Raw genomic sequence first — 14903 nt, 5'->3', positions numbered from 1 at the left:
ACCGCACGTTGATTCTTCAAGTGCGGTTTTCTTTTTGAGATTAAAAAAGCGAACATGATATTCGCTTTTTATTTATGAAAGTGCGGTCAATTTTTTGACTGTTTTATTTAGCCATTTTTATTTTTAGCGGCTTTGTAAAGTTCCATTGCTTCTGGTAATAAGCGTTGTAAGTTTTCTTGACGGGACTCATCACTCGGGTGAGTAGAAGCTAACACATCAAGTGCCCCTTTAGAACCACCAGAGGCTTTTGCCATTTTTTGCCATAAACCTGGTGCAACTTCAGGATTGTAACCTGAGCGAGCCATTAACATAAGACCAACTTCATCCGCTTCAGTTTCTGCGCTACGAGAGTAAGGTTTATCTAAAGCAAAGTCTTTAGTCAGTGTGACTAAATCAGTCATGTCGGCTCCAACGACAACAGACAGAGCTGTTCCACCAATGGCACCTGCAATCGCACTCATGGTGCCAAAGTTGGCTTTGGCTTTACCGTGCTCTTTTAAGGCATGAGCCATTTCATGACCCATTACAACCGCGATTTCGTTATCGTTTAGTTGTAAAGTATCCACTAATCCTGTGTAGAAAGCCATTTTTCCGCCTGGCATAGCCCAAGCATTGAGCTCTTTAGATTTAATGACATTGATTTGCCAATTAAACTTTAAGCCAGTTTCATTCTCTTGGTTTGCATAAGGCACCATTTTGTTAAAGACATGATGAATACGTCTTGCGGTACTTGATGTAGTATCAATCGCACCTTGTGAGCGAATTTTCCCCATTTCTTGTGTATAGCTGCTTGCTGCTTCTTGATTGATTGAGGCAGAATCCGCACAAGACGTGATAACCGCCCCTGCTAATACAGCAAAAGCAAAACTTTTGAGTTGTTTTTTCATAAATTATCCTTTTGTTGAGATGGCTGATTATATGAATTTATTGCGTTTTGTCGATACAAAAAGATTGTCTTTTAAATTTGTACTACTATAATAGTGCAAATTTTTATTTTAGGGCTTAACGATGACAATAAAAAAATCTCCTTCTTTATTAGGCGGCGCCATGATTATTGCGGGTACCGCGATTGGTGCAGGTATGCTCGCTAACCCAACCTCGACGGCTGGTGTATGGTTTATCGGCTCTATTCTGGCTTTAGTTTACACTTGGTTTTGTATGACCACATCAGGTTTGATGATCTTAGAAGCCAACTTACATTATCCTACCGGCTCAAGCTTTGACACCATCGTGAAAGATTTGTTAGGAAAAGGTTGGAATATTATCAACGGTCTTTCCGTTGCTTTCGTGTTGTATATTTTAACCTATGCCTATATCACCTCTGGCGGCGGTATTACACAAAACTTGCTCAATCAAGCCTTGGGTTCCGCTGAAAGTGCGGTCGATATTGGACGTACTTCGGGATCTTTGATTTTCTGCTTTATTCTTGCGGCTTTCGTCTGGCTTTCTACTAAAGCAGTGGATCGTTTCACAACCATTTTGATTGTTGGAATGGTGGTGGCTTTCTTCCTTTCTACCGCAGGCTTATTGAGCTCTGTAAAAACAGAGGTGTTATTCAATACCATTGCGGAAGGTGAACAAAGCTATTTGCCTTATTTATTGACCGCACTTCCAGTTTGCTTGGTGTCTTTTGGTTTCCACGGAAATGTACCGAGCCTCGTCAAATATTACGATCGTGATGGTAGTAGAGTAATGAAATCGATCTTTATCGGTACGGGCTTAGCCTTAGTGATTTACGTCTTATGGCAGCTGGCGGTGCAAGGTAATTTACCACGTACAGAATTTGCACCTGTAATTGAAAAAGGCGGCGATGTATCGGTATTATTAGAAGCATTACACAAATATATTGAAGTGGAATATATTGCAGTTGTGCTGAATTTCTTTGCTTATATGGCTATTGCGACTTCATTTTTAGGGGTAACGTTAGGTTTATTTGATTATATTGCTGATTTATTTAAATTTGATGACAGCGTATTAGGCAGAACCAAAACCACATTGGTAACATTCTTACCTCCACTATTGTTGAGTTTACAATTCCCTTATGGTTTCGTGATTGCCATTGGTTATGCTGGATTAGCTGCAACCATTTGGGCAGCAATCGTGCCAGCACTGCTTGCTAAAGCCAGTCGCCAAAAATTTCCAAATGCGACTTATAAAGTGTATGGCGGTAATTTTATGATTGGTTTTGTGATCTTATTCGGTGTGTTAAATATTGTGGCACAAGTAGGCGCAAACTTAGGATGGTTTGCAAGTTTCGCAGGATAAGTTTTCACGTTAATATAGTAGGGGCGTATCAAATACGCCCTTTTTAATTTTGCATAGGAAACAAAATGAATAACAAAACGAGTGTTTACGATAAAGAAAACTTCTTTGCGCTTTATCAAAAACTTCGATCTAATCCCATAAGTCTCAATGAAATAGTGGAAAAGCCAACGATGCTTTCCCTGTTACCTGATTTGCAAGGGAAGAAATTACTCGATCTAGGCTGTGGAACGGGCGGACATTTGCAACTCTATTTGGAACGCAATGCGGAGAGCGTAGTGGGAACAGATCTTTCAGCTAAAATGCTAGAGCAAGCTGAAAAAGAGCTAAAAAAGTGCGGTCAATTTTCTGGACGTTTTTCGTTATATCAGTTACCGATGGAAAAATTAACGGAATTGCCAGAAAGTGATTTTGATGTCATTACCAGCTCTTTTGCTTTTCATTATATTGAAGATTTTCCCGCTTTATTAGCTTCTATTGCCAACAAACTTAAGCCTAACGGCACATTAGTTTTTTCCCAAGAGCATCCGATTACAACTTGCCATAAAGAAGGGGAACGCTGGGAAAAAAATGAGCAAAAACAGCAAGTCGCTTATCGTTTAAATCATTACCGTGATGAAGGATTGAGAGAGCGAAATTGGTTTCGACAACCTTTCAAAACGTATCACCGCACGACAGCAACAATTATTAATGATTTAATTGCCGCAGGTTTTCAAATTGAACAAATGGCTGAACCAATGTTAGCCGAGCAGCCACAATGGCATGATGAATTTAAAGATTTGCGGCATCGCCCCCCTTTATTGTTTATTAAAGCAAGAAAAGTGATGAATTTAACAAAATAAACTGGTTTTTGACCGCACTTTATGGTATAAATCACAGCGCTGTTTTTGGGTTTCAAAAGCAGCGTTTTTAATTATTAACAACACACACATATCATTAAGGCTTAATCGGGGTGCCAAACGGTCGATTAGCTGATATGTGGAGGCTCAACCCCAACAAAAGGAAAATATTATGGCACAAGTTTCAATGCGCGACATGATCAACGCGGGCGTACACTTCGGACACCAAACTCGTTACTGGAACCCACAAATGAAACCTTTCATTTTTGGTGCTCGTAACGGTGTTCATATCATCAACTTAGAAAAAACTTTACCTTTATTCAACGAAGCTTTAGCGGAATTAACCCGTATTGCTAGCAACAACGGTAAAGTATTATTCGTTGGTACTAAACGCGCGGCTCAAGAAGCAGTACAAGCTGCAGCATTAGACTGTCAACAATATTACGTAAACCACCGTTGGTTAGGTGGTATGTTGACTAACTGGAAAACCGTTCGTCAATCAATTAAACGTTTAAAAGATTTAGAAACTCAATCTCAAGACGGTACTTTTGACAAATTAACCAAAAAAGAAGCGTTAATGCGTACCCGTGAGATGGAAAAACTTGAATTAAGCCTTGGCGGTATCAAAGATATGGGCGGCTTACCAGATGCGTTATTCGTTATCGGTGCAGACCACGAACATATCGCAGTTAAAGAAGCAAACAACCTAGGTATTCCTGTATTTGCTATCGTTGATACTAACTCAACTCCAGCTGGCGTAGATTTCGTTATCCCAGGTAACGATGATGCAACTCGTGCTATCCAACTTTACGTTTCTGCAGCTGCAGCAGCGGTTAAAGAAGGTCGTGGTAACGAAGCTCAAGTTGCTGAAGAATTAGCAGCTGACGCAGAATAATTTAAGTTTTGCAATAAGGCGAAGCCCTTAATAATCAAACGATTAATTGGCATAGGGGCTAAAATTTAGCCCCTATATTTTTATCTAAAAGTGCGGTCACAATAAATCGCATTTTCGACAGAGGATTTTTAAAATGGCTGAAATCACAGCATCATTAGTAAAAGAACTTCGTGAACGTACCGGTGCCGGTATGATGGAATGTAAAAAAGCATTAGTTGAAGCAAACGGTGATATCGAGTTAGCAATCGACAACATGCGTAAATCTGGTCAAGCTAAAGCAGCTAAAAAAGCAGGCCGTGTTGCAGCTGAAGGTGTTATCCTTGCTCGTGTAGAAAATGGTTTCGGTGTATTAGTTGAAATGAACTGTGAAACTGACTTCGTAGCAAAAGATGCTGGCTTCTTAGGTTTAGCAAACGAAGTGGCTGATTTCGCAGCAGCAAACAAAGGTACTACTATCGAAGCATTACAAGCACAATTTGAAGAAAAACGTGCTGCATTAGTGGCTAAAATCGGTGAGAACATGAACATCCGTCGTGTTGCTTACTTAGAGGGCCAAGTTATCGCTCAATACTTACACGGTGCGAAAATCGGTGTGTTAGTTGCGGGTGAAGGTTCAGCTGATGAACTTAAAAAAGTGGCAATGCACGTAGCGGCATCTAAACCAGAATTCGTGAACCCAGAAGATGTACCTGCAGAAGTAGTTGAACACGAGCGTCAAATCCAAATTGATATTGCAGTTAACTCTGGCAAACCAAAAGAAATCGCAGAGAAAATGGTTGAAGGCCGTATGAAGAAATTCACTGGTGAAGTTTCATTAACAGGTCAACCATTCGTAATGGATCCTTCTGTATCTGTAGGCGACTTCTTAAAATCAGTAAATACTTCAGTGTCTAACTTCATCCGTTTAGAAGTAGGTGAAGGTATCGAGAAAAAAGAAGAAGATTTCGCAGCTGAAGTTGCAAAAATCACTGGCGGTAACGCTTAATTTTCTCCATTGAGATATTATACAAAAGCCGATATTCAATATCGGCTTTTTTGTTATCTTAAATTTGAGATGCTTTATTTCTTTGGACGAATATCAATGGCAGGGTCTGCATCTTTACGATATTTTTCTTCAATCAGTTTTTTCAGTCCATAATCATCTTTGTCAGCTTGTTCAGAGAATAAATCTTCCTCCAAAGTGAGCTTCGGATTTTTAATCCCTATCCAATTAGCGATGCCTTCTAAGAAATTCAAACCAGATTTAAAGGCTTTGTATTCTTTACGTGCCGTATCATCAGATGAAATCTTAAAGAGCGGAATATTATGATGTAATTGGCTGTGACAGTTTTGGTTAAATAAAGTCACACCATGTTTATCATCTTCCTGATGGCACAAGCCATGATCAGAGAAATAAATCATCGAGAAAGTGCGGTGTGTTTTTTGCTCGTTTTCTTTGAGGGTTTCATACACTTTCTTAATAAAATCATCGGTTTTCTTAATGGATGTAATATAGCAATTTAAGTATTCGTTCTTTTTCTCAATGTCATTGTCATTGAAAATTTTCGGGTAATCTTCAACACGATCGCAAGCAAGAGGATGTGAACCATAAATGTGTAACACAATAAAGCGTTTACCTTGAGTTGGATCTTCTAAGACTTGGGCAAATTTAGGGATTAAATCAAAATCGCTGTAGTTTGTAGAATTAAAGCTCCCGCCTTTTTTCAAGAAAATGGTTTCATCAGATTTTGATGCAAGCGAAGCAACCGGCGTGTCATATTCACCTAAGAAGCCTTGATTAGACAGCCAGTAGGTTTTCAGACCTGCAGACTTAATGAGATCCACTAAGCTTAAATCATAGTTTGGTTCCCATTTTTCTTTATCAGGTAACGTTAACATTAAGCGCAATGAGGCGACAGTGTTGGTTCCGGCAGATGTCATACCATCAATCAGTGTACCATTTACTGATGACATAAATGGTGTGTCATTTACGGGGTATCCATACGCATGCAAGTAATCTTTTCTCGCACTTTCACCCAAAATAATCACATAGTCTTGGTATTTAGAATTTTCTAATGTGGATTGCCCCCAGTTGCTTTCTTGTGACATTTTTTTCAATTTTTGCCATTCATTAACAATTTGTACACTCGAATCTATTGTTTCTTTTAATGGAGCAGCAATCGGTAAGTTGTAGCCAATCAACAGGGTAGCGAGAGCAATGAATGTTTTATTGCGATAAAATTTCACGCCAAATTTGACTGCACTTTTGTAATGTAAAAAGACTAATAGTGGAATAGCCAATGCCGCTAAATAGCTACTCACGGGGATTTGCATGAGAAACTCTTTGGTCTCTAACATATCCGTCGCGAGAACCGATGCAATATATTGGTAGCTTGGCGCACCAAAATTTAAGCCTGTCGGCGTATAAATTGCGTGTAAGCAAACTAAGGGGAATAAAATAAAATAGAAAGATTTTCGGCTACTACTTAATAAAATAATGAAAATAGCCGTGAGTAACATCAGACTAATAGATGGCTCAGGAAACATCCCTGAACCTCGTAAAATCAAATAACCGGCAGCAATGGCGCAAGCCAAAGAAAAAAGTGTGGTTAAAATTTGTGAGGTTTTTGAAATCTTCATAAAGTTTACCTATAAAATCAAAACGGCGATATTTTATCGCATTTTTCTGACCAATTTCCATTTTTAACTTTTTCGCTCTTTTGCTAGAATAAGCCAAATTTTGTAAGCGACAAAGGAAAAGACAAATGAGCCAACCAATTTACAAACGTATTTTATTGAAATTAAGTGGTGAAGCATTACAAGGAGATGAGGGCTTCGGTATCGATCCTTCAATCCTTGATCGTATGGCGTTAGAGATTAAAGAATTAATTGAAATGGGCGTGGAAGTTGGTGTTGTGCTCGGCGGTGGTAACTTATTCCGTGGCGCAAAATTAGCTAAAGCCGGCATGAATCGCGTGGTGGGCGACCACATGGGAATGCTTGCAACCGTGATGAATGGCTTGGCGATGCGTGATGCGCTTCACCGTGCAGATGTGAATGCAAAATTAATGTCTGCTTTCCAATTAAATGGTATCTGCGATACCTATAATTGGTCTGAAGCGATTAAAATGTTACGTGAAAAACGTGTAGTTATTTTCTCAGCCGGTACAGGTAGCCCGTTCTTTACTACAGATTCTGCGGCATGCTTACGCGGTATCGAAATTGAAGCGGATATCGTTTTAAAAGCGACTAAAGTTGATGGTGTGTATGATTGCGATCCAGCAAAAAATCCTAATGCGAAGCTATACCATAAATTATCTTATGCAGAAGTGATTGATAAAGAATTAAAAGTAATGGATTTAGCCGCATTCACACTTGCGCGTGACCACGGTATGCCAATTCGTGTATTTAATATGTGTAAACCAGGTGCGTTACGCAAAGTTGTACTCGGTACAGAAGAAGGTACAACGATTAGTTAATTTTTTAAAGAATAAAATGGCGAGAGACAATCTCGCCTTTTTTATGAATAAATTTATTCAAAACTCCCTAAAAATCCAGTAAAATCACTGCGTTTTATCTTTATTTATTAAAAGGACAGATGAATGATTAATGAAATCAAACAAGATGCTGAAGCTCGCATGGAAAAAAGCCTCGAAGCGTTGTGTGGGCATATTGCAAAAATCCGTACAGGCCGTGCACAACCAAGCTTATTAGACGCGATCCAAGTGGAATACTATGGTGCAGCGACACCACTTCGTCAATTAGCTAACGTTGTTGCGGAAGATGCGCGTACTTTAGCGGTAACAGTATTTGACCGTTCTTTAATCAGTGCAGTAGAAAAAGCAATTTTAACTTCTGATTTAGGTTTAAACCCATCTTCAGCAGGCACAACAATTCGCGTGCCTCTTCCTCCATTAACTGAAGAACGTCGTCGTGATTTAATCAAAATCGTAAAAAGCGAAGGTGAGCAAGGTAAAGTCGCGATTCGTAACGTACGTCGTGATGCAAATGATAAAATCAAAGCATTATTAAAAGACAAAGAAATCAGCGAAAACGATCAGCACAAAGCTGAAGAAATCATTCAAAAAGTCACTGATAGCTATATCAAAAAAGTGGATGAGATCTTAGCTGATAAAGAAAAAGAATTGATGGATTTCTAATTGTCGAACCATGTTTTGGGGCAGACCAAGTGTCTGCCCTTGTTCTATTCTGATAAAAAAATAAAAGCACAAAGTGCGGTCGAAATTTTATGCAAAAACAAAATCTTGTTATTTTAGGATCAACAGGTTCTATTGGTCATAGCACCCTTTCAGTTATCGAACATAATCCTGACAAATACCATGCCTTTGCGTTAGTGGGGGGCAAAAATGTTAAGACTATGTTTGAACAATGCGTGAAATTTCAACCGCACTTTGCCGCACTAGATGACGAAAATGCGGCAAAGGTATTGCGAGAAAAATTAGCCTCGCATCACATTAAAACGGAAGTCTTAGCTGAACAGAAAGCCATTTGTGAGTTGGCAGCACATCCGGACGCAGATCAAGTTATGGCCGCTATTGTTGGGGCGGCAGGATTACTACCAACTCTTTCGGCAGTAAAAGCGAGTAAGAAAGTCTTGCTTGCAAATAAAGAATCATTGGTAACTTGTGGCCAGATCTTTATTGATGCAGTGAAGCAGTCAAAAGCAAAATTATTGCCTGTTGATAGCGAACATAACGCGATTTTTCAATCTTTACCGCCTGAAGCCCAAGAAAAAGTTGGCTTCTGTCCTTTGAAAGAATTAGGGGTCAGTAAAATTGTCTTGACTGGTTCTGGTGGTCCTTTTCGTTATACGCCATTAAACGAGTTTGAACATATTACGCCAGCACAAGCCGTTGCTCATCCAAACTGGTCAATGGGCAAAAAAATCTCTGTGGATTCTGCCACAATGATGAATAAAGGTTTAGAGTACATTGAAGCCCGCTGGCTCTTCAATGCATCGGCTGATGAAATGGAAGTGATTATTCATCCTCAATCTATTATTCATTCAATGGTGCGTTATGTGGATGGTTCGGTGATTGCTCAAATGGGGAATCCAGATATGCGCACGCCAATTGCGGAAACCATGGCTTATCCAAATCGTACAGTCAGTGGTGTGGAACCATTAGACTTCTTTAAAATCAAAGAATTGACATTTATCGAACCTGATTTTAATCGTTATCCAAATTTAAAATTGGCGATCGATGCTTTTGCAGAAGGGCAGTATGCGACAACCGCAATGAATGCGGCAAATGAAATCGCAGTACAAGCCTTTTTAGATGGCTATATTAAATTTACGGATATTGCGAAAATTAACCAAGCAGCGGTTGAGCAAATGCCAGCTTCTACTATTTCAAGCATTGATGATGTCTTAGCCGTAGATAAGCAAGCACGTGAATTAGCAGCTTCGCTGATTAAAAAGTTAATGTAGAATACACCAAAGTGCGGTCATAAAATCCGAATATTTTAGAATGAAAGAACTTGATAACAATAATATTCCCGAACACGTTGCCATCATAATGGATGGTAATGGGCGCTGGGCTATGCAACAAAATAAGCTGCGCATTTTTGGTCATACAAATGGGGTGGCGGCAGTGCGACGTGCGGTGAGTTATGCACGACAAACTGGTGTTAAATTTTTGACGTTATATGCGTTTAGCAGTGAAAACTGGAATCGTCCTGAGCAAGAAGTGAGTGCTTTAATGACGCTCTTTATGCAAGCGCTTGATCGAGAAGTCAAAAAATTACACAAAAATAATATTCGTTTAAAGATTATCGGTGATGTTTCTCGTTTTAGTGAAAAATTGCAAGAGAAGATCGCAAAAGCAGAAAAGTTAACGGAAAATAATACCGCACTGACTTTAAATATTGCAGCTAATTATGGTGGTTGTTGGGATATTGTTCAAGCGACTCAACAATTAGCTGAAAAAGTAAAAGATAATGAGATTTCGGTGAGTGATATTAATGAATCACTTTTCCAGCAATATTTAGTCACACAAGATGAGCCGCCAGTCGATTTACTAATTCGCACGAGCGGTGAGCAACGTATTAGCAATTTCTTGCTTTGGCAAATTGCGTATGCGGAATTGTGTTTTTTAGATGTGCTTTGGCCGGATTTTAGTGAAAAAGATTTTAATCAGGCAATTGCCTGCTATCAACAACGTCATCGCCGTTTTGGCGGGACAGAATAAGCGGAGAACTTATGCTTAAAGAACGTGTATTATCAGCCATTGTGTTGATTGCTTTGGTATTATGTGCCTTGTTCTTATTTACCCCATTTTATTTTGCCCTAGCCTTAGGCTTTGTGGCGATGCTTGGTATTTGGGAGTGGGCTCAATTTGCTCGTTTTAAAAATCCTTTAGCACGCCTTTGTATCGCGGCATTTTTAGGTGCATTTATTTTCCTTTGGCTTTATAACGAAGGTGATTATTTGGATGCGGGTCGGGTATTTGAAAACTACTTACCGTTGTTATTGCTAAACTCTGTCGGTTGGTGGGCACTTGCATTGGTGCTAGTGGTGACTTATCCAAGTTCTGCTAAGTTTTGGGGCAAAAATATTCCTTTACAACTCTTGTTTGCATTTTCTACGTTGATTCCTTTTGTTGCCGCCGTCTTACGTTTACGTTTAGATAATTATACTGCTGATCCACATCATGGTTTATTCTTATTACTATATGTATTTGTATTAGTATGGGCAGCTGACTCAGGTGCATATTTTGCTGGACGAGCTTTTGGTAAGCACAAACTTGCACCGAAAGTATCACCTGGGAAAACATGGCAAGGCGTATTGGGTGGTATGATCACTGCAGCTGTATTGGCATTTGTATTTATCCATTTCTCAGGTGAAACCTTATTAGGTAGCCGTGCAATGAGTGGTTTTGTTGTGCTTTCTGTGGCAACTGTGGCCATTTCTGTATTAGGTGACTTAGCAGAAAGTATGTTTAAACGCGAATCAGGTATTAAAGACAGTAGTCAATTAATTCCAGGCCATGGCGGTATTTTAGATCGTATTGATAGCTTAACAGCCGCAGTACCATTCTTCACATACTTCTATTTCTTTGTGTTATAGGATAGAACATGTCGTTTTTGTGGTCGCTTGGCTCATTTATTGTTGCAATTGCTGTGCTGGTTGCCGTACACGAATACGGCCACTTTTGGGCCGCAAGAAAGTGCGGTATTAAAGTTCATCGTTTTTCGATTGGCTTTGGTAAAGTGATTTGGCGACGCACAGATAAATTAGGCACTGAATTTGCGATTTCAGCCATTCCGCTTGGCGGTTATGTAAAAATGCTTGACGGGCGAAATGAAGAAGTTCCCGCAGAATTAAAATCGCAGGCATTTGAAAGTAAATCTGTTGCGCAACGTGCTTTTGTGATTGCTGCAGGTCCCCTTGCTAATTTTATTTTTGCGATTTTGGCATATTGGGTGATTTATTCTGTTGGGATTCCGAGTGTTAAACCGGTCATTGAAAACGTCACGCCAAATTCTCCAGCTGCGATGGCTCAAATTGAACCGAATAGCCAGATTTTGGCAATTGAAGGGAAGAATACACCCGATTGGGAAACCATTAATTTATTGCTCACTGATAAGTTAGGTTCTGATTCGGTTGAACTCACATTAACGCCTTTGGGTGAAGACCAACCTTATCAACGAACCATTAATCTGCAAAATTGGACATTTGAGCCAGATAAAGAAACAGCATTTGAAACATTAGGGATCAATCCCGTTTCAAGTAAAGTGGAGATGACTTTATCAAAAGTGGTGGAGAACTCACCGGCTGAAAAAGCAGGCTTGTTGGTTGGCGATAAAATTTTAGCAGAAAATTCGACGGCACTTGATTGGAAAGCTTTTGTCGCACTGGTACAACAAGGTCAGCCTTTTACAATCAAGATCGAACGTAATCAAGAAATTTTTGACAAAACCTTGCAACCTGAGAAGAATCGAGAGGGTAAATGGTTTGTTGGGTTAAGTCCGACGTTCTTAAAAGTTGGCGAACAGTATCGAACTGAATTAAAATATGGTATTCTTGATGCCTTACAAAAAGGTGTGGAAAAGACAGGCCAAATTTCTTGGTTTATTGTGAAGGCAATCGGGAAATTGTTTAGTGGAGAGCTTTCATTTTCCAGTTTAGCCGGGCCAATTTCAATTGCCCAAGGTGCAGGTGCATCTTCTAACGCGGGTGTGATTTATTTCTTAAGTTTTCTCGCGTTGATTAGTGTTAATTTAGGCATAATGAATTTATTTCCGTTGCCAGTTTTAGATGGTGGACATCTCGTATTTTTGGCGGCGGAAGCTATCAAAGGAAAACCTGTTTCAGAACGGGTACAAAATTTAAGTTATCGTATAGGGCTCACAATTTTGTTAATTCAAACAATTTTTGTGCTTTTTAATGATTTCTTACGTTTATAACTATTGTTTTTTATAGGATAAAGTCGATGAAAAAACTTCTAATCGCAAGTTTATTATTCGGTACTACAACGAGTGTATTTGCGGCACCATTTGTAGCAAAAGACATTCGTGTTGACGGTGCTCAAGGAGACTTAGAACAGCAAATTCTAGCAAGTCTTCCTGTTCGTAGTGGTCAGCGTGTAACGGATAAAGATGTAGCCAATATTGTACGTTCATTATTCGTAAGTGGACAGTTTGATGATGTTAAAGCTTTCCAAGATGGCGACGCATTAGTTGTGAGCGTTATTGCGAAACCAATTATTTCTGAAGTGAATATTAAAGGTAACTCAGTTATTCCAACAGAAGCATTAAAACAAAACCTTGATGCAAATGGTTTCAAAAGTGGTGATGTCTTAAATCGTGCGAAATTAGAAGAGTTTGCGAAAACCTTAAGAGAACATTATAAGAGTATAGGTCGTTATAATGCGAAAGTTGATCCGATAGTGACAACTTTACCGAATAACCGTGCAGAAATTACACTTCAAATTGATGAAGATGATACGGCAAAACTTCGTTCTGTTACTTTTAATGGAAATGAAGCGATTTCTAGCAGTAAGTTACAAGAACAAATGGAACTTCAACCTGATTCTTGGTGGAAACTTTGGGGTAATAAGTTTGATGGTTCTCAATTTGATAAAGATATTCAAGCTATCCAAGACTATTACCAAAATAATGGTTATGCAAAAGCAAGAGTGACAAAAACAGATGTTCAGTTGAATGAAGAACATACAAAAGCAGATGTCACTATTGATGTAAGTGAAGGTGAAAAATACAATTTAAGTTCTGCTCGTATCGTCGGTAACTTAGGTGGTATGGCTGATGAATTACAACCATTATTAGGTGAACTTCACTTAAATGATACATTCAGTCGTGCGGATGTGCAAAATGTTGAAAGCTTAATTAAAGATAAATTAGGTGAACGTGGTTACGGTAGTGCAACAGTGAATACTGTACCAACTTTCGATGATGCGAATAAAACATTAGCATTAACCTTTGTGGTTGATGCGGGACGTCGTTTATCTGTTCGTCAAGTTCGCTTTGAAGGTAATACGGTTTCTGCAGATAGCACATTGCGTCAAGAAATGCGCCAGCAAGAAGGTACTTGGTATAACTCTCAATTAGTTGAGTTAGGTAAAGTACGTTTAGATAGAACGGGTTTCTTTGAGAGTGTAGAAAATCGTGTTGAACCAATTCAAGGTTCTAATGATGAAGTCGATGTCGTATATAAAGTAAGAGAACGTAATACCGGTAGTATTAACTTTGGTATCGGTTATGGTACAGAAAGTGGTATCAGCTATCAAGCAAGTGTGAAACAAGACAATTTCTTGGGAACAGGTGCAGCGGTAAGTTTAGCAGGTACACGTAATGACTACGGTACAAGTGTAAACTTGGGTTATACAGAACCATACTTTACTAAAGATGGAGTAAGTTTAGGTGGAAACGTATTCTATGAAACTTACGATAACTCGAAAAGTGATACTTTATCAACCTATAAACGTACAACTTACGGTGGTAATGTCACATTAGGATTCCCAGTTAATGAGAATAACTCATATTACGTGGGATTAGGTTATACTTATAATAAAATCAGTAACTTCGCGTATGAATACAACCGTGATTTATACATGAAGTCAATGAATTTGACTGGAAACTCAATCAAAACTAATGATTTTGATTTCTCATTTGGTTGGAATTACAACAGCCTAAACCGTGGCTATTTCCCAACTAAAGGTGTGAAAGCAAGTTTAGGTGGCCGTGTCACCATTCCAGGATCTGATAATAAATATTATAAATTAAGTGCTGATCTTCAAGGTTTCTACCCATTAGATCGTGATCATCGCTGGGTATTATCTGGAAAAGCAACTGCTTCTTATGCAAATGGCTTAGGTGGTAAACGTGTACCGTTCTATCAACTTTATACGGCGGGTGGTATCGGTTCATTACGTGGTTTTGCTTATGGTGCAGTAGGTCCTAATGCGATTTATCAAGACAAATATGGCCAATGGTATCAAAGTACTGATGTCGTTGGTGGTAACGCGATGGCTACAGCAAGCGTGGAACTTATTGTTCCAACCCCATTTGTTGGAGATAAAAGCCAAAATAGCGTAAGAACCTCACTTTTCGTTGATGCTGCGAGTGTTTGGAATACAAAATGGAAATCAGATAAAGAAGGCTTAAAATCATCTCCTGTTTATGCAACATTACCTGATTACAGCAAAGCAGGTCGAATCCGTGCATCGACTGGTGTAGCTTTCCAATGGCAATCACCAATCGGACCATTGGTATTCTCTTACGCGAAACCAATCAAAAAATATGAAAATGATGATGTAGAACAATTCCAATTTAGTATTGGTGGTTCTTTCTAATAAATTGAACTTTTACGTTCTATTTAAGTCAAAATCTTCGTTCTGTGTCAGTGAGTTAGCTGACACAGAAATATTTACTCAACTAATTTAAGGAAA

General features: G+C 39.0%; 13 protein-coding genes. 11 read left to right on the top strand and 2 right to left on the bottom strand.

The features are described from left to right. Positions 1-107 precede the first annotated feature (107 nt). Positions 108-887 carry a M48 family metallopeptidase gene (locus DPV97_RS01705; protein ID WP_111382856.1) on the bottom strand — a complete coding sequence of 260 codons (780 nt, stop codon included), beginning with the start codon at positions 885-887 and terminating at the stop codon, positions 108-110. Between the two features lie 121 nt (positions 888-1008). On the opposite strand from DPV97_RS01705, the gene mtr reads away from it, so the two are divergent. The 4 genes from mtr (at position 1009) to tsf (ending at position 4981) form a co-directional block, all read left to right on the top strand. Further along, positions 1009-2265, top strand: a complete 1257-nt coding sequence (gene mtr, locus DPV97_RS01700) for a tryptophan permease (RefSeq protein ID WP_070715152.1) — start codon at positions 1009-1011, stop codon at positions 2263-2265. A gap of 65 nt (positions 2266-2330) precedes the next feature. After that, positions 2331-3104 carry a class I SAM-dependent methyltransferase gene (locus DPV97_RS01695; RefSeq protein ID WP_070715154.1) on the top strand — a complete coding sequence of 258 codons (774 nt, stop codon included), beginning with the start codon at positions 2331-2333 and terminating at the stop codon, positions 3102-3104. Positions 3105-3273: 169 nt separating this feature from the next. Beyond that, positions 3274-3996, top strand: a complete 723-nt coding sequence (rpsB, locus tag DPV97_RS01690) for a 30S ribosomal protein S2 (protein ID WP_005698638.1) — start codon at positions 3274-3276, stop codon at positions 3994-3996. A 133-nt stretch (positions 3997-4129) separates the two neighbouring features. Continuing rightward, positions 4130-4981, top strand: coding sequence for a translation elongation factor Ts (gene tsf / locus DPV97_RS01685; protein WP_070715156.1), 852 nt, complete (start codon positions 4130-4132; stop codon positions 4979-4981). Positions 4982-5055: 74 nt separating this feature from the next. Here tsf and DPV97_RS01680 read toward each other — a convergent pair whose 3' ends face one another. Then, complete coding sequence (locus DPV97_RS01680; protein WP_049381734.1) at positions 5056-6615, bottom strand: phosphoethanolamine transferase; 1560 nt, start codon at positions 6613-6615, stop codon at positions 5056-5058. A 125-nt stretch (positions 6616-6740) separates the two neighbouring features. Between DPV97_RS01680 and pyrH the strand changes: the two genes are divergently transcribed. The 7 genes from pyrH to bamA all read left to right on the top strand — a co-directional run bounded on the left by pyrH (position 6741) and on the right by bamA (position 14807). Further along, positions 6741-7454 (top strand): UMP kinase, encoded by a 714-nt coding sequence (gene pyrH, locus DPV97_RS01675; RefSeq protein ID WP_005696785.1) that lies wholly within the window; start codon positions 6741-6743, stop codon positions 7452-7454. A 123-nt stretch (positions 7455-7577) separates the two neighbouring features. Beyond that, the gene (gene frr, locus DPV97_RS01670; RefSeq protein WP_070715159.1) at positions 7578-8135 is read left to right on the top strand and encodes a ribosome recycling factor; all 558 of its coding nucleotides are present in this window, start codon (positions 7578-7580) and stop codon (positions 8133-8135) included. A gap of 89 nt (positions 8136-8224) precedes the next feature. Beyond that, positions 8225-9424 (top strand): 1-deoxy-D-xylulose-5-phosphate reductoisomerase, encoded by a 1200-nt coding sequence (gene ispC, locus DPV97_RS01665; protein WP_070715162.1) that lies wholly within the window; start codon positions 8225-8227, stop codon positions 9422-9424. 40 nt (positions 9425-9464) lie between these two features. Continuing rightward, entirely contained in the window at positions 9465-10184 is a 720-nt protein-coding gene (gene uppS, locus DPV97_RS01660; protein WP_070715164.1) for a polyprenyl diphosphate synthase, read from the top strand. Between the two features lie 11 nt (positions 10185-10195). Continuing rightward, positions 10196-11062 (top strand): phosphatidate cytidylyltransferase, encoded by an 867-nt coding sequence (locus tag DPV97_RS01655; RefSeq protein WP_070715166.1) that lies wholly within the window; start codon positions 10196-10198, stop codon positions 11060-11062. 8 nt (positions 11063-11070) lie between these two features. Continuing rightward, positions 11071-12402, top strand: a complete 1332-nt coding sequence (gene rseP / locus DPV97_RS01650; protein WP_070715167.1) for a sigma E protease regulator RseP — start codon at positions 11071-11073, stop codon at positions 12400-12402. A 26-nt stretch (positions 12403-12428) separates the two neighbouring features. Next, positions 12429-14807 carry an outer membrane protein assembly factor BamA gene (gene bamA, locus DPV97_RS01645; RefSeq protein ID WP_070715169.1) on the top strand — a complete coding sequence of 793 codons (2379 nt, stop codon included), beginning with the start codon at positions 12429-12431 and terminating at the stop codon, positions 14805-14807. The last annotated feature ends 96 nt before the right edge of the window (positions 14808-14903 follow it).

It is taken from the genome of Haemophilus parainfluenzae (assembly GCF_003253005.1).
Taxonomy (GTDB): domain Bacteria; phylum Pseudomonadota; class Gammaproteobacteria; order Enterobacterales; family Pasteurellaceae; genus Haemophilus_D; species Haemophilus_D parainfluenzae_M.
Note: the sequence above shows the minus strand (reverse complement) of the source record. Positions and strands in the feature narration are given on the sequence as shown.

Excerpts from the sequence above, each read along its gene's own strand:
- DPV97_RS01705 (WP_111382856.1), bottom strand. The coding sequence starts at position 887 with ATGAAAAAACAACTCAAAAGTTTTGCTTTTGCTGTATTAGCAGGGGCG.
- mtr (WP_070715152.1), top strand. The coding sequence starts at position 1,009 with ATGACAATAAAAAAATCTCCTTCTTTATTAGGCGGCGCCATGATTATT.
- DPV97_RS01695 (WP_070715154.1), top strand. The coding sequence starts at position 2,331 with ATGAATAACAAAACGAGTGTTTACGATAAAGAAAACTTCTTTGCGCTT.
- rpsB (WP_005698638.1), top strand. The coding sequence starts at position 3,274 with ATGGCACAAGTTTCAATGCGCGACATGATCAACGCGGGCGTACACTTC.
- tsf (WP_070715156.1), top strand. The coding sequence starts at position 4,130 with ATGGCTGAAATCACAGCATCATTAGTAAAAGAACTTCGTGAACGTACC.
- DPV97_RS01680 (WP_049381734.1), bottom strand. The coding sequence starts at position 6,615 with ATGAAGATTTCAAAAACCTCACAAATTTTAACCACACTTTTTTCTTTG.
- pyrH (WP_005696785.1), top strand. The coding sequence starts at position 6,741 with ATGAGCCAACCAATTTACAAACGTATTTTATTGAAATTAAGTGGTGAA.
- frr (WP_070715159.1), top strand. The coding sequence starts at position 7,578 with ATGATTAATGAAATCAAACAAGATGCTGAAGCTCGCATGGAAAAAAGC.
- ispC (WP_070715162.1), top strand. The coding sequence starts at position 8,225 with ATGCAAAAACAAAATCTTGTTATTTTAGGATCAACAGGTTCTATTGGT.
- uppS (WP_070715164.1), top strand. The coding sequence starts at position 9,465 with ATGAAAGAACTTGATAACAATAATATTCCCGAACACGTTGCCATCATA.
- DPV97_RS01655 (WP_070715166.1), top strand. The coding sequence starts at position 10,196 with ATGCTTAAAGAACGTGTATTATCAGCCATTGTGTTGATTGCTTTGGTA.
- rseP (WP_070715167.1), top strand. The coding sequence starts at position 11,071 with ATGTCGTTTTTGTGGTCGCTTGGCTCATTTATTGTTGCAATTGCTGTG.
- bamA (WP_070715169.1), top strand. The coding sequence starts at position 12,429 with ATGAAAAAACTTCTAATCGCAAGTTTATTATTCGGTACTACAACGAGT.